At 37.7% G+C, this 22,442-nt stretch carries 19 protein-coding genes and 7 tRNA genes; 15 read left to right on the forward strand and 11 right to left on the reverse strand.

Features of this window, described 5'->3' with window-relative positions:
• Nucleotides 1-39: 39 nt before the first annotated feature.
• A tRNA-Asn gene (locus tag PAND9192_RS05430) sits at nt 40-115 on the forward strand.
• Between the two features lie 127 nt (nt 116-242).
• Nucleotides 243-332: transfer RNA gene (locus PAND9192_RS05435), tRNA-OTHER, on the forward strand.
• Between the two features lie 137 nt (nt 333-469).
• Here PAND9192_RS05435 and PAND9192_RS05440 read toward each other — a convergent pair.
• Nucleotides 470-841, reverse strand: a complete 372-nt coding sequence (locus PAND9192_RS05440) for a hypothetical protein (RefSeq protein WP_087852912.1) — start codon at nt 839-841, stop codon at nt 470-472.
• A gap of 9 nt (nt 842-850) precedes the next feature.
• Nucleotides 851-1,171, reverse strand: a complete 321-nt coding sequence (locus tag PAND9192_RS05445; RefSeq protein WP_087852913.1) for a monooxygenase — start codon at nt 1,169-1,171, stop codon at nt 851-853.
• A gap of 104 nt (nt 1,172-1,275) precedes the next feature.
• Here PAND9192_RS05445 and PAND9192_RS05450 point away from each other — a divergent pair, with 104 nt between their 5' ends.
• The 5 genes from PAND9192_RS05450 (at nt 1,276) to PAND9192_RS05470 (ending at nt 2,691) form a co-directional block, all read left to right on the forward strand.
• Entirely contained in the window at nt 1,276-2,184 is a 909-nt protein-coding gene (locus PAND9192_RS05450) for a LysR family transcriptional regulator (protein ID WP_087852914.1), read from the forward strand.
• A gap of 117 nt (nt 2,185-2,301) precedes the next feature.
• Nucleotides 2,302-2,392 (forward strand) — tRNA-Ser (locus PAND9192_RS05455).
• A 47-nt stretch (nt 2,393-2,439) separates the two neighbouring features.
• A tRNA-Thr gene (locus tag PAND9192_RS05460) sits at nt 2,440-2,515 on the forward strand.
• A 9-nt stretch (nt 2,516-2,524) separates the two neighbouring features.
• A tRNA-Tyr gene (locus PAND9192_RS05465) sits at nt 2,525-2,609 on the forward strand.
• A gap of 6 nt (nt 2,610-2,615) precedes the next feature.
• Nucleotides 2,616-2,691 (forward strand) — tRNA-Asn (locus tag PAND9192_RS05470).
• 732 nt (nt 2,692-3,423) lie between these two features.
• Here PAND9192_RS05470 and PAND9192_RS05475 read toward each other — a convergent pair.
• The 4 genes from PAND9192_RS05475 to PAND9192_RS05490 all read right to left on the reverse strand — a co-directional run bounded on the left by PAND9192_RS05475 (nt 3,424) and on the right by PAND9192_RS05490 (nt 8,733).
• A complete protein-coding gene (locus PAND9192_RS05475) occupies nt 3,424-5,247 on the reverse strand; it encodes a LamG-like jellyroll fold domain-containing protein (RefSeq protein ID WP_234998969.1) in 1,824 nt (607 codons plus the stop codon).
• A gap of 256 nt (nt 5,248-5,503) precedes the next feature.
• On the reverse strand, nt 5,504-6,649 hold the full coding sequence (norW, locus tag PAND9192_RS05480; RefSeq protein WP_087852916.1) for an NADH:flavorubredoxin reductase NorW: 1,146 nt from the start codon (nt 6,647-6,649) through the stop codon (nt 5,504-5,506).
• Nucleotides 6,650-6,668: 19 nt separating this feature from the next.
• On the reverse strand, nt 6,669-8,183 hold the full coding sequence (norV, locus tag PAND9192_RS05485) for an anaerobic nitric oxide reductase flavorubredoxin (protein ID WP_087852917.1): 1,515 nt from the start codon (nt 8,181-8,183) through the stop codon (nt 6,669-6,671).
• 217 nt (nt 8,184-8,400) lie between these two features.
• A complete protein-coding gene (locus PAND9192_RS05490; protein ID WP_087852918.1) occupies nt 8,401-8,733 on the reverse strand; it encodes a hypothetical protein in 333 nt (110 codons plus the stop codon).
• A gap of 238 nt (nt 8,734-8,971) precedes the next feature.
• Between PAND9192_RS05490 and PAND9192_RS05495 the strand changes: the two genes are divergently transcribed.
• A tRNA-Ser gene (locus tag PAND9192_RS05495) sits at nt 8,972-9,062 on the forward strand.
• Between the two features lie 83 nt (nt 9,063-9,145).
• Here PAND9192_RS05495 and PAND9192_RS05500 read toward each other — a convergent pair.
• Nucleotides 9,146-9,958 carry an alpha/beta hydrolase gene (locus PAND9192_RS05500; RefSeq protein ID WP_159458208.1) on the reverse strand — a complete coding sequence of 271 codons (813 nt, stop codon included), beginning with the start codon at nt 9,956-9,958 and terminating at the stop codon, nt 9,146-9,148.
• 275 nt (nt 9,959-10,233) lie between these two features.
• Between PAND9192_RS05500 and PAND9192_RS05505 the strand changes: the two genes are divergently transcribed.
• The 3 genes from PAND9192_RS05505 (at nt 10,234) to PAND9192_RS05515 (ending at nt 12,736) form a co-directional block, all read left to right on the forward strand.
• Nucleotides 10,234-10,599, forward strand: a complete 366-nt coding sequence (locus tag PAND9192_RS05505) for a transposase (RefSeq protein WP_087852920.1) — start codon at nt 10,234-10,236, stop codon at nt 10,597-10,599.
• An 80-nt stretch (nt 10,600-10,679) separates the two neighbouring features.
• A complete protein-coding gene (locus PAND9192_RS05510) occupies nt 10,680-11,687 on the forward strand; it encodes a transposase (protein WP_087852921.1) in 1,008 nt (335 codons plus the stop codon).
• 620 nt (nt 11,688-12,307) lie between these two features.
• Nucleotides 12,308-12,736 carry a hypothetical protein gene (locus tag PAND9192_RS05515; RefSeq protein ID WP_087852922.1) on the forward strand — a complete coding sequence of 143 codons (429 nt, stop codon included), beginning with the start codon at nt 12,308-12,310 and terminating at the stop codon, nt 12,734-12,736.
• A 153-nt stretch (nt 12,737-12,889) separates the two neighbouring features.
• Here PAND9192_RS05515 and PAND9192_RS05520 read toward each other — a convergent pair whose 3' ends face one another.
• The 3 genes from PAND9192_RS05520 to PAND9192_RS05530 form a co-directional block, all read right to left on the reverse strand.
• Nucleotides 12,890-13,195, reverse strand: coding sequence for a hypothetical protein (locus tag PAND9192_RS05520; RefSeq protein ID WP_087852923.1), 306 nt, complete (start codon nt 13,193-13,195; stop codon nt 12,890-12,892).
• Nucleotides 13,196-13,377: 182 nt separating this feature from the next.
• Nucleotides 13,378-13,566, reverse strand: coding sequence for a hypothetical protein (locus tag PAND9192_RS05525; protein WP_087852924.1), 189 nt, complete (start codon nt 13,564-13,566; stop codon nt 13,378-13,380).
• Nucleotides 13,567-13,807: 241 nt separating this feature from the next.
• On the reverse strand, nt 13,808-14,101 hold the full coding sequence (locus PAND9192_RS05530; protein ID WP_087852925.1) for a hypothetical protein: 294 nt from the start codon (nt 14,099-14,101) through the stop codon (nt 13,808-13,810).
• A gap of 366 nt (nt 14,102-14,467) precedes the next feature.
• Between PAND9192_RS05530 and PAND9192_RS05535 the strand changes: the two genes are divergently transcribed.
• Nucleotides 14,468-17,776: an Ig-like domain-containing protein gene (locus tag PAND9192_RS05535; protein ID WP_159458209.1), complete on the forward strand. Its 3,309-nt coding sequence runs from the start codon at nt 14,468-14,470 to the stop codon at nt 17,774-17,776.
• Nucleotides 17,777-17,903: 127 nt separating this feature from the next.
• Here PAND9192_RS05535 and corA read toward each other — a convergent pair whose 3' ends face one another.
• A complete protein-coding gene (gene corA / locus PAND9192_RS05540; RefSeq protein WP_087852926.1) occupies nt 17,904-18,854 on the reverse strand; it encodes a magnesium/cobalt transporter CorA in 951 nt (316 codons plus the stop codon).
• A 628-nt stretch (nt 18,855-19,482) separates the two neighbouring features.
• Between corA and PAND9192_RS05545 the strand changes: the two genes are divergently transcribed.
• The 3 genes from PAND9192_RS05545 to PAND9192_RS05555 all read left to right on the forward strand — a co-directional run bounded on the left by PAND9192_RS05545 (nt 19,483) and on the right by PAND9192_RS05555 (nt 22,091).
• On the forward strand, nt 19,483-19,761 hold the full coding sequence (locus PAND9192_RS05545; protein WP_087852927.1) for a hypothetical protein: 279 nt from the start codon (nt 19,483-19,485) through the stop codon (nt 19,759-19,761).
• Between the two features lie 155 nt (nt 19,762-19,916).
• Nucleotides 19,917-20,291 carry a hypothetical protein gene (locus PAND9192_RS05550; protein WP_087852928.1) on the forward strand — a complete coding sequence of 125 codons (375 nt, stop codon included), beginning with the start codon at nt 19,917-19,919 and terminating at the stop codon, nt 20,289-20,291.
• 1,005 nt (nt 20,292-21,296) lie between these two features.
• Entirely contained in the window at nt 21,297-22,091 is a 795-nt protein-coding gene (locus PAND9192_RS05555) for a BRO-N domain-containing protein (RefSeq protein WP_087852929.1), read from the forward strand.
• Nucleotides 22,092-22,442: the final 351 nt, after the last annotated feature.

Raw genomic sequence — 22,442 nt, forward strand, 5'->3', positions numbered from 1 at the left:
CCTTCGAAGGTTCGAATCCTTCTCCCACCACCATATAATTCCCTCTTAGTTCAGTTGGTAGAACGGCGGACTGTTAATCCGTATGTCACTGGTTCAAGTCCAGTAGAGGGAGCCAAATAGAAAAGCCCGCAAGCAATTGCGGGCTTTTTTACGTTTGGAGTTTGGTGAAGCTGGGGTTCGATCGTCGGGTGGCGAGTTTTGAGGTTACGAGAATAGGGTGCTAGCTTCAACCACCATACAATTCCCTCTTAGTTCAGTTGGTACTCTTTATTGGGGAGCTTAGCGGCCTGTTAATTTACATGTCACTGGTTCAAGTCCAGTAGAGGGAGCCAAATAGAAAAGCCCGCAAGTAATTGCGGGCTTTTTTACGTCTGGAGTTTGGTGAAGCGAGTGTAGAGTTTTGAGGTTACGAGAATAGGGTGCTAGTTTCAACCACCATATAATTCCCTCTTAGTTCAGTTGGTACTCTTTATTGTTTTTTTAATTGTAGATAGGTGAAAATCGAAAGAGTAATGAAAAAAGCAGGATCACTCCAACCAAAACCAACAAAAATCCCCGTAACGCCAGCATAAACTGTAATTAAAGCACCTAAAATATTTAAAATTAATAATGCAGTGAATAGTTTTTTCGCAGTAATACCAGCCTCAATATCTCTTAGCAGTAAACTAATCGCTGCAATACCGCCTAAAAAAATAGTGGTATGTTGTGATAAAAAGTAAGCATATTTGTCATTTATTTCAACGCCATACATTGGCCACATAATGTTTGGAATAAAAAATAGTGCTAATGCAAAAACTAAATAAATACAACCATGGAATGTTAAAAATGTTTTATTTGTCATATTGGCGCCTTAATACGAGAAGGTGTCAGTTGTTGGTCCTTGGTTAATATTGGTGAGTGGTTGATTAATATCAAAAATAACGCCACGTACTTGAGATATTCCTAATTGTTGCAAGCGTACAGTGTGCATAGCTAAATATTCCTTTGCTGTTGCTTCAGTTTCAAAAAGATAGATCCCACCACCTAATTTTTGTTGTGCGTTTTCAGTCCAAATTTTCCAAATCATCCCTGGTTCTTGGTTGATAGATTTAGCAAGATCCATCAATGCAACTGTCATCTCTTCGCCAAAAGGTCCGTTAAATTCAAAATCAACTTGAAGTAGCTTAGTCATCTGCTCGTCTCTTTAATGTATGAGTTTGTGTGATGTATTATTCTCTATAAAAAATAAACAGGAAAGTTCATAATATTGGATTTAACTGTGAAAAAATTAGACATATGAGATTGAAAAGCACATTAGACCAGTGGCTAACATTGTATGAAATCGATCGTGCAGGTAGTTTTCAAGCGGCAGCAATTGTATTAAACAAAAGCCATACCACTCTTATTTATTCAGTTAAAAAGCTTGAGTCACAATTAGGTATTGCACTTGTTGAGGTACAAGGGCGTCGAGCGGTATTGACTGAAGAAGGTAAATCTTTATTACGACGTGCAACGACGATGCTAGAACAAGCGCGTGAATTAGAAGATATAAGCCAGCAGCTTTCCAGAGGCTTTGAATCTGAAATAACCATTGCTGTAGACCATTTATGTGATTTAACTTGGCTCTATAAGCCAATGCAGCAATACATCAGTGCTAATGGGGCAACCTCAATTCAAGTTGTTGAAACATCATTAACAAAAACTACTGATATGGTAATGAAGGAATTGGCTGATATTTCAATTATTAATTTACCAATAACAAATTATCCAGCAGAAGCTTTTGGTGTTATAACCATGGTGCCAATAGTGGCTAAGTATCATCCATTGGCATTAAAAACAATAGTCTCTCTTACTGATATGTCGATGCTGCCTCAAATAGTGATCAGAGATTTAGGCTGTGAACCGGCACAAAAACGTCAGCAGGATGTTGGTTGGTTGAAGTCGAGACAACGTATTACCGTTGATAATTTTGATCATGCATTTCAAGCTGTAGAACAAGGTGTTGGTTATTGTCGTTTACCGAAACATATGGTGAGAGATAGGAATAATGCTCAAGTGGTTGTACTTGAAGTTGAACAGGCACAAAAATATCAAGTACCGCTACATTTAACGCTTCCTAAAGCAGCTAAGACTGGACCTGCAGCGAAAGCTTTTTATGACATATTATTGCGGTCAGCAAGTCATCGATGTGAAGATATAGCGTGAATAGTGCGCATGATTGAACAGAGAAGGATCGAATTGAATAAATGCTGTTCGGTTGAGTTATTCTTTATAAATAAAGGGTTTACAGAGTAATAGGAAGCCGCTATTATTCGCGCCATTGGAGAGATGGCTGAGTGGTTGAAAGCACCGGTCTTGAAAACCGGCATACGTTTATAGCGTATCTAGGGTTCAAATCCCTATCTCTCCGCCAAATTTAATTGTTGAGTTTAGGCTTAGCAATAAAAAAGAAATTAGTGTGCCGACTTAGCTCAGTAGGTAGAGCAACTGACTTGTAATCAGTAGGTCACCAGTTCGACTCCGGTAGTCGGCACCATTAAATTTCGGTGGGATTCCCGAGTGGCCAAAGGGAGCAGATTGTAAATCTGCCGGCACTGCCTTCGAAGGTTCGAATCCTTCTCCCACCACCATATAATTCCCTCTTAGTTCAGTTGGTAGAACGGCGGACTGTTAATCCGTATGTCACTGGTTCAAGTCCAGTAGAGGGAGCCAAATAGAAAAGCCCGCAAGCAATTGCGGGCTTTTTTACGTCTGGAGTTTGGTGAAGCGAGTGTAGAGTTTTCGAGTTTCGAGTTTCGAGTTTTGAGTTTTGAGTTTTGAGTTTCGAGATCGCGAGAGTAGGGTGCTAGCTTCAACCATCATACAATTCCCTCTTAGTTCAGTTGGTACTCTTTATTGGGGAGCTTAGCGGCCTGTTAATTTACATGTCACTGGTTCAAGTCCAGTAGACTGAAGCCAAATAGAAAAGCCTGCAAGCAATTGCGGGCTTTTTTACGTTTGGAGTTTGGTGAAGCTGGGGTTCGAGTTTTCGAGTTTTCGAGTTTTCGAGTTTTCGAGTTTCGAGTTTCGAGTTTCGAGAGTAGGGTGCTAGCTTCAACCATCATATAATTCCCTCTTAGTTCAGTTGGTACTCTTTATTGGGGAGCTTAGCGGCCTGTTAATTTATATGTCACTGGTTCAAGTCCAGTAGAGTGAAGCCAAATAGAAAAGCCCGCAAGCAATTGCGGGCTTTTTTACGTTTGGAGTTTGGTGAAGCTGGGGTTCGAGTTTTCGAGTTTCGAGTTTCGAGTTTCGAGTTTCGAGTTTCGAGTTTCGAGTTTCGAGTTTCGAGATCGCGAGAGTAGGGTGCTAGCTTCCACTACTATAACAATTCCCTCTTAGTTCAGTTGGTACTCTTTATTGGGGAGCTTAGCGGCCTGTTAATTCGAACGTATAAAATAACAGCTAGTTATTAAAGAGTAATTCATTAAGCGTCAGAGCACGATTGACTATTCTTAACTCACTAACATAGCCATATAATGGATTATGTAATTCACCATTTGAACAAGAAGAACCAATTAACCAATTAGCATTTTCTTTAATAGCAATACCGGTACTTTGTTGCTCTGGGTTACGCATAACTTCAATACCATCAATGTACATCTTCGTGAATCGGCCATCGTTAATAATAGCGATATGGAACCAACGTGAGGTGCCTAGATCCCATGACCAAGCCGTTGTTGTATCTTGTTTTTTATTGTCCATGGTTACCCATTGCATTTCGCGTAAGGAAGAAATCGCCATTACAATAGCCGGATCTTCACCGCTGTTAGGGGTAAAATCATTACAACTGGCCTGTTGGCAAAAAATACCTCCCCAGCGAGAGCGATCACTTTCCCAATCATCAGGTAGTTGGAGAAAAGTTTCGATGGTATAGCCTTGTTCCCAGTTATTTTGGGTAAGAGCAGAACCTAGTGTTGATAAATAAGCGCCGCTATCTGTAGCTTTATTTCCTTTAAGTAAAATAGAACCAGATGAATTACCGCTATTAGGTTTTGAGTTCGAAAAGTCAAAATAGCTGTTTAAAGCAGCTTGATTTGCTTTTCTGGGTTGCATTTTAAAATGACTACCATTACCGGATAGATCTTGAAACATGGTCGTGATATCGCCTTCATTATCAACGCGCATCATATTTTCTTGATCTAACAACCAGTAACCAACAGTGCCATCAATAAGGCCAGGAGGAGTAATAATTTCTCCCTCATTTAATTGACTAAAACGGTCATTGAAATTGATTGGAAACTCAAACTGGTTACATTCGTCAGTCAAATCTGGTAGATCGAAGGGGGTGCGTTCATCTTCTGGTATATTCTGTACCCAAGGTGAAAATGAACGTATGACTAATTTATTATTACTGTAGTCAAAGCCAATAGTGCGCAACATACCATTTCCACCCCAATACATAGCTTGGTAGTCGACGACCATCATTAATACATCACGGCCATAGGCATTTTGCGCAACCATATTCGCAGCACCATGATGGTGACCATTAATGGTTAAGAATATTTGGTCATTTTTGTGGATAAAGTCGATCCAAAATTCAAAGCCTTTTGAGGTGATAAGTGGGCTTTTACCATCACTATCAATATTTAATAATTGATGGGTCGAGAAGATGGCGGGTATTTCTTTATAATCATCGAGAACTTGTTGTACCCAATCAAATGTTTGTGGTGATGGATTCCAATCAATAGCAAAGACTAAAAATTGCTGATCGCTATTGGGTGCTTTAAAGAGGTGGCAACTGTTAAAGCCACATTCACTAACAGTAATACAAGTTGTTACTGATAAAAGCTTATCTTGAGAAAAGTAGTTTAGGAACGGTTCGCTATCTTGTCGATTGATATCATATTTATCACCCTCAGCTAAATCATGATTTCCACATAAGACGGAGTAAGGGGTATTTATTGAAGCGCCTAAAATATCCATCGCTTGGGTTGCAGCTTGCCATTCTGTTGGTTGATCGTCGTGCTCAACTAAATCACCTAAATGGATCGTAAAAGGGATACGCTCATTTTTCCAATTATCAGCAATCCATTGAGTTTGAGATAAGTAACGTTCAGGGCTATTTTCAGAGTATTTTTGAGTATCAGGTAAAATGACCAATTTCCAATCTTGATGCGTATTGTCTTTATCGTCATTACTGTTGTTGCTACTTGAATTACAGCCAGTCAAATAAGTAGCGACCATTGTTGCTACTGTACCTTTTAAGAATAATCGTCTTGTGAACATGCCTATTAATACCGTTACGTCTAAAAACCACAATATTGGCATGGTTATATGTCAGATTTATTGACGTTTTTATTAACTTTTATTTCATGAGTATTAAATTGAGCATCGGTTGGCTGGAGTGGACTGATACGAATAATGTCACCTTAATAAATATGTGTATTTATTTATTAAAGATAAACGCTGTAATGTCATGATGAGATAAACAATTGGCCCACAATAATAGTGGGCCTGAAAATAGCGTTAATATTTGAATGAATTATAACGTTGGTGATAATTGTCTTAATAATGCGAAGGCGTGTTTTTGCTTATTATGCGTAGCAATAAAGCCGATTAAGGTTTGATCATCAGTGTGCGCTTTAGCAACATAACCGTCATTGTCTCGCTCTATTTGCCAATGAATATCTTCCATAGTGGTTATTCCTGCTAAACTTAACGGTAACCAAGGTGTTTTGGCTTTGATTAACATAGGTGGTAATGATAATGGTGTCGGCGTTCCAGCCAACGTCTTGGCAAGTGCCATTGCTGATAACATAATTGGTTGAATAAACGCACTTATTTTGCCATTTATTTCAGCACAATCTCCAATGGCATAGACATTAGCTGCCGATGTTTGCAGCATATTATTAACGATAATACCCTGGTTAGTCTTGATTCCTGCTTGTTGAGCTAAACGAATTTGTGGTGTTAATCCCATTGCGGCAATGACAACATCAGTATGTATCGTTTTGTTATTTAATTGCGAGATCGTTATTTGTTTACCATCAGTATTTATTGCAGTGATGGTAGTATTTAATTGTAGATCTATATTTTTTTGCTGCAGTATATGATGTAACTCGGCGGCAATAAACTCAGGCAGTAACGTCGGCATCATGGCAGCGGCTTTATCGCATAAGGTAATTTTCTTGCCTGTTGTAGCTAAATCTATGGCTATTTCAGTGCCAATTAATCCCGCACCTAAAATAGTAATATGTTTTGCTGTAGTAATTTTTGAGTGGTTACGTGTTAACTCATCAAGGCTATTTAATGTAATGATTTTATCTAATGCATTCCCTTCAAATTTAGGGACAAAAGATTTGGCACCCGTTGCAATAATCAATGAACAATAATGCCATTGCTGCTGATTAAAACGAATCCATTGATGGTCGGTATTGATCTCATCAACGATCGTATTAGTGAGTAATTCAATATTATGTTCTGTAGCAAATTCAACAGCGGTTTGTTTAATAAGATCTGTTGGTTGTTGATCTCGACTAAACACATGGCTTAGCTCAGGCTTTGAATAATCAGCACCTTGATCTGCGGTTACTAAAGTTATTGCAGTCTTTTGGTCGAGCTTTCTAAATGATTTCACCCATTGGTAAGCAGCAAAGCCACTGCCAATGACAATAATTGGATTGGACATTATACGCGCTAACCTTATTTTAGTTTATAGGTTCAAATACTTCTTTACCGATACCACATTCAGGGCAGAGAAAACTGTCAGGAACATCTTGCCATAATGTACCGGGAGCAACATCTTGGTTAGGTTCACCTACTGCTGGATCGTAGATCCACTGACACACAGTACATAACATTTTTTGGCCAGCGGTTGCTTGTGTGCAACATTCGGTATTTGTTGTAGGTTTTACTTCAATAACGGATGTTGGTTCGACTATTTCTGGTGTATCAATTGCAACTTGTATAGTTGATGCTGGTGTTATTTGGGTTGTGAAAGGTGTGTAATGATCATATGGGCGTTCAGTTTGAGCCCATTCTTTGGCTATTTTTTTGCCGTGTTCACGACATTGTTGTAATGCTTTTCCATCTGGACGCCATTTCGTTTTAAGACCAACGGTAGTGAAAAAACCAGCATCAGTTAAACGGGCGTGAATACGATCGACAGCACCACCATTCCAGCCATAGCTACCAAATGCACCAGCTTTTTTATTTTTAAAACGTAAGCCAGTAATTTCTTCAAGTAAACCCGCGACTTTAGGCATCATGACATTATTCATGGTTGATGAACCAACAAGTACCCCTTTTGAGCGGAACATATTCGCTAGAATTTCATTCTTATCGTGACGAGCAACATTGAAGATCCGTACAATAACGTCATCGTCAACTTCAGTGATCCCTTGTGCAATAGCATCAGCCATCATTCGAGTGTTATTAGACATAGAATCATAGAAAATAGTGATGCGGTTTTCTTGATATTGATTAGCCCACTCAAGGTATTTTTCAATAATCTGAGTAGGGTTATCGCGCCAAATAACACCATGTGATGTTGCGACCATATCAACAGGTAAATTAAAGCCTAAAACTTCATGAATTTTATTGGTTACTAAAGGACTAAATGGCGTCAAAATATTTGAGTAATAACGTAGACATTGATCGAGTAGTTCGTTTTGATCGACTTCGTCGTTAAATAGGCGTTCATCGCAATAATGTTGACCAAAAGCATCATTACTAAACAGGACTGCATCTTCAGTCATGTATGTCATCATGCTATCAGGCCAGTGCAACATTGGCGTTTCAACAAACACTAATGCTTTACCATTACCAATATCAAGCGTATCACCTGTTTTTACGGTGTTGAAGTTCCATTCTGGATGGTGGTGGTGACCGACAATTGAATCAATTGCATTTTCTGTACAATAGATAGGTGTATTCGGAATACGACTCATCAACTCAGTTAATGCACCTGCGTGATCCTCTTCGGCATGATTAATAACGATGTAATCAATGTCGTTAAGATTAATTTCCTGTTCTAAATTTTGAAGAAAAGCCAAAGTAAATTTATGATCAACAGTATCGATCAATACATTTTTACCTTCACGAATTAAATAACTATTATAGCTAGTACCACGGGTTGTTTTATATTCTGTGCCATGAAAATCACGAACTTCCCAATCACGCTGTCCAACCCAAGTAATATTATTCTTAACATGAATAGCCATTTTAAAATTCCTTAATCGCATAAGTTGTATTTTTAATACATGTTATTCCTCGGTGGGTGTTCCGTCAATATAAAAGATTCATTTAAAATACATGTTAATGATTGTTTTATTATTATCAACGGGTTACAGTTAATGTTTAATAAATGAACCGCCAATGGTTTGATGGTTCATTATGAAGTTCAATGGTGGGATTTTTAATTTGGTTAAATGTTGAGCGTTAATTAATGCTAAAAACCAAAGCAATTATAGTGATAAGACTTATAGCGTTGAGTATGGAATATAAAATTGTTTTAGGCATGCTAAATGAAAGGTTATTGAAATCACGTTTAGAACCAATAACAGTAATCGTTAACGGTAAAGCTACTAATAATCCAAAAATCCAGCGAATATTATTGGTAATGGCGTAACCGATTTGAGTCTCAGCAACAATAAAACCTAAAATAGATAAAGTGAGAGTTGTGAGTGAAATTGCAAAAGTTCGATTATAAGCATCCATTAATTGAGCAAAAGCTTGGTATTCTTCGTCCGTAAAATCTGATTTGTTTGCCATGTGTTTTTCAATTTAATAATAGGTTAACTGTTTATATTATAACGGATCATTACTGAGATAATGAAAATAAAGATTCTGGCTATAGTATAGCAATGAGTACGTTTATTGTGCTCTAATATGTCTCTTTTGTTGTTTAATTGTATTTTTGAGTAAAATAACTACTAGAATGCTTTAAAATTAAGCAGTTAATTTCTTTTTGGTTTACAGCTATTTATTGGTGCAGTATTATACGCGCCATGGAGAGATGGCTGAGTGGTTGAAAGCACCGGTCTTGAAAACCGGCATACGTTTATAGCGTATCTAGGGTTCAAATCCCTATCTCTCCGCCACACATTGAAAAGCCGCTGATTTATCAGCGGCTTTTTCGTATCTGAAATACTGTAAATCTTGTTAATCTCTACTAATCAAAGCGTTATAAACGTGAATTAAACCAATTGGCTGTTATTTCTAATAGGTCTTTACTTTGATGTGCTGTTGGGTCAAAGACGTTAAAAATATGATCACCATCTTTGACGATGATAGCTGTTGCATCCTTACTACCTGATGCCATAATCAATGTATTGGCATTTTCCCACGGTAAGACGGTATCGTTAGTGCCCGAAATCGCTAATAGGGATCCTGTAAATTGCTTCATTAATGTTAAAGATTGTTGTGCTTTTAATTGTTCAAACCATGTTAGGTTAACTTTAAATGATGGGCGCCAATCATATTTAATTAATGCGTAACCGTTTTGTTTTGCTTCGTCATAGTATTGCTCAAAAAAAGCTTTCATTGGCTCAATACCATTACCGGTAGCAGGAGACCAGACAGCTAACGATTTAATCTTGGGCTCTTCGATTACTAATAATTGTGAAATCAATGCGCCTTGGCTAAAACCAATAACACCAATACGATTTTTATCTATTTGTGGATTAGCTTGAAGATAGTTAAAAGCGGTCTTTCCATCGAGAACAGCAGAAGATAAAGAATATTCTAAATCTGATGTTTTACTGTCACCACTACCTGCAAAATCGATACGAATAGATGCAATCCCTAATGCTTCTAATTTTCCACTTAAGGATTTATATAAATTACCCACTTCATCTTTTTGTGTTCCTGTGCCATGAAGCATGATCACTGCAGGCATAGCTTGCTGATCTGTTTTGTTATCAGGTATAGAAAAAATAGCAGGAATATTATAGGTGCCATTATTAAGAGAAATTTGCTGAGAATCGGCAAGAGCCATATTAGAAAAGCTTAATAGTACTGAAGGAACGATATATTTTTTAAACATGATAAAGATTAAAAATGAATTATATATTGTGATTTTAAATTAATTTAGATTATTTATCTGAATGAAAATTTAATTTTTAGATGTATATCAACAAAAATAAAAAAGTGGACAGCCATACCTTTTCAAAAAAACAAAAAATGGACAGCCACAAAAAATGGACAGCCATATCCTTGCACATTAACCATGAGCTACTACAATTAAGCTTCTAGTTGCTTATGGTGAAACCAATGACAATCTCAAGACGCAAATTGATCGAGCCTCAAATCACGCCTTTTTATCATGTGATTAATCGCTGTGTACGGCGAGCATATTTGTGTGGCGACGATCCATATAACAGTAATAACTATCATCATCGTCGAGGCTGGATAGTAAATAAAATCAAACAATTATCAGGTGTTTTTTGTATTGATGTTTGCGCTTATGCGGTGATGAGCAACCATTATCATTTGGTGCTAAAAATAGATACCGAGCAGCAACAGAAGCTAACGCCGAAAGCGGTGATATCGCGCTGGTTGCAGTTATTTAATGGCCATCCTATTGCGGTCGATTTCTTAAATAAAAAAGTGGACAGCCATACCTTTTCAAAAAAATAAACAAAAAATGGACAGCCATATCCTTGCACATTAACCATGAGCTACTACAATTAAGCTTCAAGTTGCTTATGGTGAAACCAATGACAATCTCAAGACGCAAATTGATCGAGCCTCAAATCACGCCTTTTTATCATGTGATTAATCGCTGTGTACGGCGAGCATATTTGTGTGGCGACGATCCATATAACAGTAATAACTATCATCATCGTCGAGGCTGGATAGTAAATAAAATCAAACAATTATCAGCTGTTTTTTGTATTGATGTTTGCGCTTATGCGGTGATGAGCAACCATTATCATTTGGTGCTAAAAATAGATACCGAGCAGCAACAGAAACTAACGCCGAAAGCGGTGATATCGCGCTGGTTGCAGTTATTTAATGGCCATCCTATTGCGGTCGATTTCTTAAAAGAAGGACAAGTCGGCGCAGAAAAACAGCAGGCGTTATCAAATTTAGTCACTGAATGGCAGCAAAGATTAGGCAGTATTAGCTGGTTTATGCGTTGCCTTAATGAAGAAATTGCCCGCAAAGCCAATAAAGAAGATCAATGCAAAGGCGCGTTTTGGGAAGGGCGATTTAAGTCTCAAGCACTATTAGATGAACAAGCGTTACTATCTTGCATGATGTATGTTGATTTAAATCCAATTCGGGCTGGCGTTACACCGTCATTAGAACAATCAGATTTTACCTCGATTCAGCAACGTATTCGTGAATATCAGCAACCTAAAACCGCCACTAAACAACCATCATCAAATAAAGGTCATTTTCAATTATTGCCCTTTGTAGGTGCTGAACATCAGAACAAGACAGCAGGGATAAACTTTGCATTTGCCGATTATCTCGAATTGATTAGCTGGACTGGTCGCTGTATTCGCAATAATAAAAAAGGTTTTATATCATCTAGCCAGCCTAAAATTTTACAACAGCTGGGAATATCAGTAGATGCTTGGCTTGAGCATAGTGAACAATTTATGGAACGCTATGCCAATGTGAGCGGAAAATGGTCCCGAATGTGCGCCTTTAAACAACATGTTGGTGGGCATTGGTGTAAAGGAAAGTTGGCGAGTCATCAGCTACATCCTAACTAGAGATGGTTTTTTATAACAAGATGAAAATACCGCAATAACCGCCAGGGTTGTGGGTATTGTCGATCGTGAAATATATGAATAGGGGGTGATTTAACGAAGAATTTCAATAAGAAGCTGTAATTTTACAGTAGACGAGCTAATTATTGGTTGAATAGTTGTTTTTTTGTAACTTAAAAAGATGTGGCTGTCCCTTATTCTTTTCCTTGGCTTGAGCATAGTGAACAATTTATGGAACGCTATGCCAATGTGAGCGGAAAATGGTCCCGAATGTGCGCCTTTAAACAACATGTTGGTGGGCATTGGTGTAAAGGAAAGTTGGCGAGTCATCAGCTACATCCTAACTAGAGATGGTTTTTTATAACAAGATGAAAATACCGCAATAACCGCCAGGGTTGTGGGTATTGTCGATCGTGAAATATATGAATAGGGGTGATTTAACGAAGAATTTCAATAAGAAGCTGTAATTTTACAGTAGACGAATTAATTATTGGTTGAATAGTTGTTTTTTTGTAACTTAAAAAGATGTGGCTGTCCCTTATTCTTTTCTCTCTGTTCAAACAGATGAAATAATTCGTTATGTATGTGAAGATAACGATTATTTTTTGTGGGATATACTAATAATGACGTTTGAACAGTGGGCTTTTATTGCCGATCTTTATACCCCAATTATTGTGATTTTATGCATTATTTTTATACTGTTGGCGGGGCGACATCATGGGTTCAAGAAGAGCTTATTTCAGTTGGAGGGAGTGGTGCTATCGGCTGTTTTTATCTATGCAATTATGTTTCTTGATAATGCAATTGGTATTTGGCCTGCATTTGATTTGGATTACAGTACCCACACCGCAATTGCATTAGTTTTTATCGGGTATTTTATAGTGTATACACCCAAATTAAGCGTATTAATGATCCTCTCGATGGTAGGATATGCAGCTTTAATGATGCATCAAAAGTACCACACACTGGCTGACATTATGACCACCACAATTTGTGTTATGCCAGTAATATTGTTATGCCAATATAAATTAGCAGCTATTGCGAAACGTTAGCTTTTCTTGGTTATAATAGCGTAATTAAGTAGCGTTAATCCGATAACAAAACACCAAAATTGAAAAGTAGGTAATACGGTAGCAACCGATCCTATTAGTAGTCCAGAACCTAGACCTATTGCTATTCTTTGTTGTATTGTCATTTTAAATCCTTTAGTCGTTACTATTTTCTAATGATTTGGGATTATATTTTTTATTATGGAGGTGGTATTTACGCTCTTTCCATTGCCAGTGAAGGATACTTAATAATGGTAAGACAGTAACGAGAGCTATAAAACTGATTATTATTTCTCGAACAAATACGTCACTAAAACCGTTATCATTAATTAGCAAAGTACCTATAAATTTTCCTATTATCACACCTAAAAAAGCGGGAAGGCTATTACTCACAATAAACCGCAATAGGCCTTTTTTACGCTGTTGTCGCCATTTAGATATTTCTAGATCATGATCTGACATCAATGTTACCTAGAGAGACAAAGATGACATAATTATACGCTTGAAAGCTACTATATGTTATTTAGCGATGCGGGGGTAAAATATCGCTCGCAAAAGGATGATGTAAAGGTAGGATTTGCATGCCAACATGTGAAATAAGTCATATTCAATCAGGGCTGTAAATTAAACAGCAAATGGGAAAACTAGCCTAAATCCGTTAGGACTTCTTTTTCATTAAAGTGAAGACTAATTACATCGTTAAAATGCGTATGCTCTGTAATAAAAGGTAAACTAATATCAATCACTTCGTGTGGAGTTACTACCAACCACTGGCCATTGTTGGTAACTTTCCAAATAGTATCTTCTAGTTTGATGTATATTTTGGGCTGCATCCTTTGCCTTATGTTATAAAATAGTGATCACAAGTTATGAGTTACCTTATGTTAGCGAACATAAATTAATCTTCAATTGATATTTATAATAATTAATATTTTTAATGATGATCTTGCCTGTAAGACATGATTAATGTGTATGAAGATTATAAAAATCTTGATATTAAGAAAGGGAACATAAAATAAAAAGCTAACCACTATCGTTGTTAGCTTTTTGTTGTATAAGTACTAATGATCTGGATTAGTCATCGAAATCAACAATAAGCTCATCTTCTAAATAATCAATTAAACACCCTAATGCTAGCGCTGAGACAAGATAGGTTGTTATTTCACCGTTTTCTGGCGTTGATTGGTGTAATACATCAAGTACGCTGTGCTCAGGGTTATAAGCTACATTAAATTCTTTAGCTATATTGCAGCTGTCATTATATTCATCGACAGATAATTCAATTTGACCATTGTATTCACCAATATCTGTATCAAAATTATCAACCAATATTTCGATCATGGTTTCATAGTAATGTTGGTAATCCATTGATTCTAACCTATTATTTTCTAAAGATATGCTATCTAGTACGTTAGCATTTATAGCGCTATGTTACCTTATTTCTACGTGACAAAAAGCCTTAATCTAAAATATTAATTTTTTCATAATAGATGACCTGCTCCTATTGCCGTTACATAGCTTACGTAAATTAATCAACTGTTACATATAACCATTAGTATAATTAATATAACATATAATAAAATATTATATGGGTGGTATCATATTGATTAATAACACTTCATTAGTGAAACAAAACGCTAAATATAAGTTGGTTGTACGGAATGCAACTATCAATACTTATGAGGATGAGAGTGTTAGCTTCGTTGAAATGAGTGGACATACTTAGGAAGTAAAGTGAAAAAAATAAATAAAATAACAGCGGCTATATTCAGTGTAATACTGAGCAGCAATGTATATGCTTCTGACACCAACGTTATTTCTTTTGTTCCGGGAGAAACAAAAGTTCAAAATGGCACTATGGTGTCTTTTAATGGTGAGTGTTACATAGCTAAAAATAGCCCTGGTGTTTGGGACTCGCCAAGTATCAATTCATGGTTTTGGGACACTGCTGAGTGTTCAGGTGAACCAGAGCCTGAGCCAAATCCAGAGCCTGACACTATTATTCCGTTTATTCCGGGTACAACCCAAGTTAATAATGGCGATGTTGTGTCATATGATGGCCAATGTTTTATCGCTAAAAATAGCCCAAGTATATGGGAAATACCAACAACTGATTCATGGTTTTGGTCATTAACAGAGTGTACTGACGAGCCATCACCTGAGCCAGAAGAAACCGAACTATCGATTCTTGCTCCAATTGCAGGCCAAGTATTAAAAGCTAACGAAGCGGTTGTCATTAAGGCACGTATTGATGGTGAATTAGCATCAAAAGTTGAGTTTTGGATTAATAATACCAAGTTGGCTGAAAAAGCAATTGATCAAACTACTGAGCTTTACTCGCAAACTTGGACACCAACGGAAGCGGGCAGTGCTGCAATTAATATCTTTGTGTTTGATAAAAATAACCAAAAAATCGAACAACAATCTGTTGCTGTAAACGTAGAAGCTGAAGGTAACGACGATTTTACTGCGCCAGTTGTCGCATTTGTAACACCAACCAACGGTTCAATCATTAAAGAAACGGACACTGTTTCTATTTCTATTAATGCCTCTGATGTTGATAATGATTTAACCAAAGTGGTTGTTAACGCAAATAACCAACAAATTTGTACCTTTGATGCTGCAACAACAACAGCATTTGCATGTGATTGGCAACCAACGCAAACAGGTAATATTACTCTGAATGCTATCGCAACTGATGCCCAAGCACTTTCTTCTAGTGTTAGTTTAGCTATCACAGTTACAGAAGAAACCGTTGAGCCGCCAGTAACGCCGCCGGGTGGATTGTGTGAAGAGTTTAATGTTTACCCTGACTGGACGCGTGGCGATCATGCAACTGGTGGCGATATTATGGTTCATAATAATATTGCTTACTCGGCAGTTTATTGGACACAAACCAAACCGGGTAGTGACGCTTCATGGTCATTACACTTAAATTGTGATGGTTCAGAGCCAGGTACTGCGCCAGTGCTTTCATTGCCAAATCCAATGGATCCTGTTCGTTTGGAAGTAGCGGGTTGGCCAAATACGTTTGTAGTGGCAAGTCCATCAACAATTGCACCTGAAACAATGACTATTGCGACAGCGAACAGTGCTGATCTTGCCGATGTTAATAAGCTAACCGCGGCATTTGTTACTGTTATTGAACAAGCGAATAAAGCTAATACTGCATCAGTTATTATTAGTAGTGATGTACTTGATAATGCGACTCAAGATAAAGATCTATTGGCTGCGACTATTGCGGTTAAAGAAGCGTTAATTAAGGCTGCTGATAGCACCGGCAGTAAAATTGATATTGATGCGATCAATGCACTAAGCAATGATCTAAAAGGTTGGGCACAAGCACACAACTTGATCGTATCAACTGTTGCACCACAAGCGCCATTTGGTTGGTCATTATCAATCGGTGATTTTGCTTTTGATACCCATTCTGGTCGTCAGTCAGTGTGGAATGCAGCATCTAATTACAGTGCAGATTTATTAAATAAGCTTGCACTTTATACAGCAGATAGTGCAACCAAAGCTGATTTTGTGGTCTTTACTAAGTCAAGTGCAACTGCTGCCTTGTCAAATGACCAATGGCACAATGCGCTAGAATACGTTAAGCAAGTCACTGATTTTGTAAAAACGCCTGCGATGTTAGCAAATATGCCGACAGATCAAGCTGCTAATTATTTTATGGGGAATGCAACCTCAGAGCAGAAAATCCGCAAAGCAGCTTACAGTAATATTTTTGCTATTTTGTTTGATAAAAACAGCGCTAATTTAACCGCGCAAATTGAATCTTACCAAGCTGCTAAAGTGCCACTGTATTATGTTGGCAAAGAGCTAGAAAAAGGCTCACTAACTCGTATAGAAGCATTGAACCAACAGCTGACCAGTGCTGCTGATGTAATGGATAATGAAGCATTCCTTTACGAAACGCCACAGTCACAATGGATCCCATCTACCGTTTATAAGTGGAATGATTTCCTTGATGGCTTAAATGCAATGCACAATATTGGTGTTGCTGGTAATAAGTTCTGGTTATTAAATGATGAAGCAGATGATGCAACCAACATTATCTATGCAAAAGTAGCGATTGCAGCATTCTTAGCGCAAAGCATGCAAGAGACTATTCGTTATAACGCCTGTGATGAGAATAACTGGTCTGAAGTAAAATACGGTGCACCAGCAGATTACCCAATGTCTGCAAGTTGTGGTCAGTTAGGCCAGAAATATGCAGATTACGGTGTAAACCCTAATTCAGGCTTAGATTATGCTTACTCTTGTCCTCGTGATAACAAGATGGAAGTGAGCGCACTAACGCATGCTAAATGGTATGGCGCGCCAGCTCCAGTATTTGCAGCACCAGATGCAGTGCTTGAAGAGCGTGGCCTATTAGTAAATGGTGCGGTTGGTCGTTGGACAAATAATGGTCACTGTAACGATGTGCCAGAAAAAGTAGATACTTCTAAGCAAGTTTGGGAACGTGATACTTGTAAGACTTACGTTGGCCAACAAGCAGGTACGTTTATCTGGGATGGTAGCAGCCAAGAAAGTGTTGAAGGTTGTGGCTGGTGGGGACGTGGTGTTATTCAAACGACAGGCCGTCAGAACTTCGGTACGCTTAACCATTATTTAGGTCGTTCACATGTTGATCCTGCGACAATTGGTAAAACTATTGATGGTGTTACCGTTGAAGCACCACCGGCAAACCCACTGTATGCTGATCTTGATTTCTGTTCAAATCCAGGCTTAATTTGTAGCTCTGAAGAAAATAAAGAAATTAAGTGGATTGCAGGCTTATTCTACTGGGTAACATCGGTACAGGCATATTCTGATGAAGGTGGTCAATATGCTGATTGGAACTACTATAACGAACTGAAAAAGTACGTTGATAGTGGCCTAAAAGGGACTGAGTTTATTGATGATGTGTCAGGTATTGTAAACCGTGGTTGTCCAGATTCAGTATGTTCGACTGGCGAAGTGCATAATGCCAAAGAGCGTCAAGCTAACTTTAAGCTAGTGTTAGAAAAACTTGGTCTGACGCCACAATTATAACGGTTAACAAATAACGTTATTTACACTATCAGTCAGTGAATATTGGCGATAAATAATAAAGAACCCTGCTGTTGAAGTAGGGTTCTTTTTTGTAAATAATGTCGTTATAACAATGATTACGTGTAGCTTATAGCCACCCCTTACGTTTGAAGAATAGATAAGGTGCAAAACCTGCTAATACCATTAGGCATAATGCATAGGGGTAGCCAAGTTCCCAATGAAGTTCAGGCATAAACTTAAAGTTCATACCGTAACTTGATGCAACCAATGTTGGCGGTAGAAAGACTACTGATACCACTGAGAATATTTTGATAATGCGGTTTTGCTCAATATTAATAAAGCCCATTGCAGCATCCATCAGGAAGTTCACCTTTTGGAATAAAGACTCATTGTGGGGTAGTAAAGAGTCAATATCACGTAATACCTCACGTGCTTGTTCTAATTCACTCTCTGGTAAACGGGCTTTGCGTACTAAGAAGCTTAATGCGCGTTGAGTATCCATTAAGCATAAACGAATTTTCCAGCCAGCATCTTCTTGCTCTGCTAGGTGTGATAAGGCCTTATCAAAATTTTCACCAGGCTTACCACGTAAAATAGTTTTACCAATAGACTCTAATTCGCTATAAATATCTTCAATTACATCTGCAAGTTGCTCTATTTTAGTTTCAAATAAATCTAAAAGTAGCTCGTAAGCATTACCTTGTTGTAATCGCTGTGTACGTGCCCGCATGCGATAAAGTCGAAATGCTGGTAACTCACGCTCACGTAACGTAAACAAACGTCCATCACGAATGGTAAAAGCGACGGTGGCATTACTGACATAATCTTCCATATCTTCAGAATAAAAGAAGGAGTGAATATGGAGGCCGTCTTCATCTTCAAAAAAACGCGCACTGGCTTCAATATCTTCAAGTTCAGGGCGTGTTGCAAGACCTTGTCCTAACTCTTGTTGTACGCGCTCTCGTTCTTCTTGATTGGGGTCGATGAGATCAACCCATAATGCTGATGAGATAGGATCTTGGGCGTCTAAATCTAAACGTTGTAAACGTAAATCGTTTAATGTGAATGCATTCAGCATGTCTTATATCTCCACTAATGGCGATGATATAAAGAACACTTAAAAACACGGTTTGAGGCTGATAAAACAGCATCTACCAATGAAAACTGGAATACTAAGATTTAAGCAAAAGCAACGAATATAAGGAATAATGCATGCTGACAGTTAAACATTGTCAACTCACACTTAAAAGCGCTGGAGGACAGATTAACGTGGAAAAATCTCATTCCAGTATCGACTGGGTGTGTTCAAAGCGGTGTCCTCTCAAATAAAGGTGTGCGCATGTTACGTCTGACTGTAAAGGGGTTCAAGTTACGCTATTGCAACATTAGATTCTCCTTTAGGTATATTAAGTCAATGACTTATTCATCCCCCATTAAGTTTTATTAACATTATTATGATTAACTGTTAACTAATTATAATGAGAGTTTATTTTTTTGCGTAATCAAATATGAGTCGATGGTTTTTTATACCAACATCACAAATTTATTGTAACTCACATTGTAGAGCAGCTAATTTAACCATTTTGTAAACTGAACACCCAATAATCTCTGTTTATATTCGTAAACCGCAGTGGTCTGGTATATCAATTAATCGGTAAATGGAAAACTGAAATACATGTGCTTGTAGATATAGCAGAGGGAGGGGGATGGACGTTATTTGGGATAGCTTTTGGGCAAAATTACTGTTGAATGTGTTATTGAGTCTATCGATTGTGATCACTATTGCACCAATATCGATGAAATGTTTCAAGCTAACGAAAACAACATGGAATGTAATTGGCTTTGTACTTATTGTTATAAGTCTGGCTGTGAGCACAGTACACTCAGACATTGTATTAGATAACCTTTTGTACGATTCACTGCAATGGGGAATATTTGGTATTGGTTTGTATTTTATTAATGTGAATAAAAGCACCATTAAGTGACCCTGTAACTAATATTTTGAGTTGCGGCTCTAAGTAAATCATCTTGTTTGCTGTTAATTATTCAGGTTAATCGTGCTTTCAATAGTTATTGCAGTAGTATTTTGCCAGAAAACGCTCATAATCTTGGCTTACAATATTTAAAGAAGAAATCACCTATGACTAATTTTCAATACTACTTTCATCAACTTCCTTGTTTTAACTGTAATAAAACCACAGTAAGTACTGATCTTGGTTGGTTAACAGCGACGATGAAAGAAGATGTAGTCGCACAAATAGCGGCGATGATTGCGCAGGGCGATGTTAACTCAGAGCTTGTGGTGAACGTGACTTGTACTAAAGATGAAGTCCGTGATTACTTATTGTTAAATTTCTATGGTTACTCAGAAGAAACACTTGCTGATCAAGTAAAAGCAGAAGATGAGCAAGAAGTCGCACAAGAAATCGCTGAATTATTTGAAGATGGTAGCGATGTTGCTGTTTTTGAACACGAAATTGAATTGCAAAGCTGCACTGACTGCAATATTGGTTAAAGATCATTAAACCTAAACATGTACGTAATACGTAACATGAGGTGCGATTTATTTAAGGCGTTAGCATACTAGAATATGCTAACGCTTTTTTGTTTTCAGGAAATCTACCATCCACGCGTTGTAGATCTATTGTTTTCGCTGGTGTCTTTAACAGAAAAAGAATGGACACCCATAACTTTCTATTTCGCTGCAGCCATTCTCAATAACACATGCCTGTATTCAAATATTGTCATTCCCTACAGTGAATGCCCGCGAGGGCGATAGGGAATCTACTATCCACGGGTTGTAGAGCTATTATTTTCGTTGGTGTTTGTAATGCTCAAAGACGCGTTGAATAGATCACGGTTAGTTCTTATAAAAATATATGGCTGTCCCATGTTTCCTTAACAGAAAAAGAATGGACACCCATAACTTTCTATCTCGCTGCAGCCATTCTCAATAACACATACCTGTATTCAAATATCGTCATTCCCTACAGTGAATGCCCGCGAGGGCGATAGGGAATCTACCATCCACGGGTTGTAGAGCTATTATTTTCGCTGGTGTTTTTAATGCTCAAACACGGGCTGAATAGATCACAAAAAAGAATGGACACCCATAACTTTCTATTTCGCTGCAGCCATTCTCAATAACACATGCCTGTATTCAAATATTGTCATTCCCTACAGTGAATGCCCGCGAGGGCGATAGGGAATCTACTATCCACGCGTTGTAAAGCTATTATTTTCGCTGGTGTTTTTAATGCTCAAACACGAACTGAATAGATCACGGATAGCCATCACTTCTTCATTTTCAAAAATGCAACCAACGTCATGATACTTATAGTTTAAATAGACTATTATCGAAAAAATAATGGACATCAATAATTTCGCCTAGATATTGCCATTCCTAATAAAGAATGATACTGAGGACGATAGGAATCAACTTACACGTGTTGATTTTTTAAAGTAAAGATTTGGCTGTCCTGTGTTTTTGTTTTTCTAGGTCAATCAATGAGGAAATTGAATGTTTGATGTTTTGTTGTACCCAAGTTCCATGGGTGAACTTGAAATAAAAACGCTACAGAAAAATGGTGAAACACTGTTCTTGCTACCTGATGTAATTCGAGTGATTTCAAAGGAATCGCAACATCTAGATGGTAAGGCAACTTCGGATCAAACTTCATTTTTGAGAGCTTGTTTGTCTTCACTTGAGGATGATGAGCGCTTTATGGAAAACATTATTGAAAATGGTGTTGAGCGAACGGACTATTTTGTTAGTGAACCTGGTGTCTACCGAGTTGCTCTTCAATCCAATAGCTCTGGTGCTAAGAAGTTCCAAAATTGGGTCATAAAGGAAGTTATGCCATCAATCAGAAAATATGGTGTTTATCCACCACCAGAAGTTTCTGATGACGATCTAATCCTTCAACTAGCTGATCAACAAGCCAAACAATCGCAGCTTCTAAGCCAGTTTATTCGCAACTCAAAAGAAAAGTTCGAGAAACTGGATGAAAAAGTGGGTAAGCAGAGCAATACAATCAAAGGACAAGATAAAAAAATTCAATTATTGGGGGAGCGTTTGGTTACGGTTGAATCCGCTAATTTACCTAAATATGAGTTCTACGATGTGGCTGATGTTTTATCTTCTCTTAACATCTCCATAAATGAAGTGAACTATGTAATCGCACTTTGCGAGAAAATCGTTTCTGAAAAGGGTTTTAATTATTTACCTTCTTTCAATGGTATTCGTGAAGAGCAGCGTTTTCCAATGCCTGTAATTGAATTAGCACTTACTTATGCTCGACTTTCAACTAGTTAAAAAGGTGGTATGCCAAAGAATAGATACCCATAACTTTTTATCTCGTTGTTGCCATTATCAACAACACATGCTCGAGTTCAAATGCCGTTATTCCCTACAGTGAATGCCCGCGAGGGCGATAGGGAATCTACCATCCACGCGTTGCAGAGCTATTGTTTTCGCTGGCTTCTTTAATGCTCAAACACGGGCTGAATAGATCACGGATAGACCTCATGAAAATTATGGCTGTCCCATGTTTCCCAACACATAAATGCCCCAAAACGAGTTAGATCAAATACTCATTCATTTTTTTTTAATGTGATTTTGGATTAGTTTTATTTGCTGTATATATAAACAGTTATAATGAAACGT

Source organism: Photobacterium andalusiense (assembly GCF_900185625.1).
GTDB lineage: Bacteria > Pseudomonadota > Gammaproteobacteria > Enterobacterales > Vibrionaceae > Photobacterium > Photobacterium aquimaris.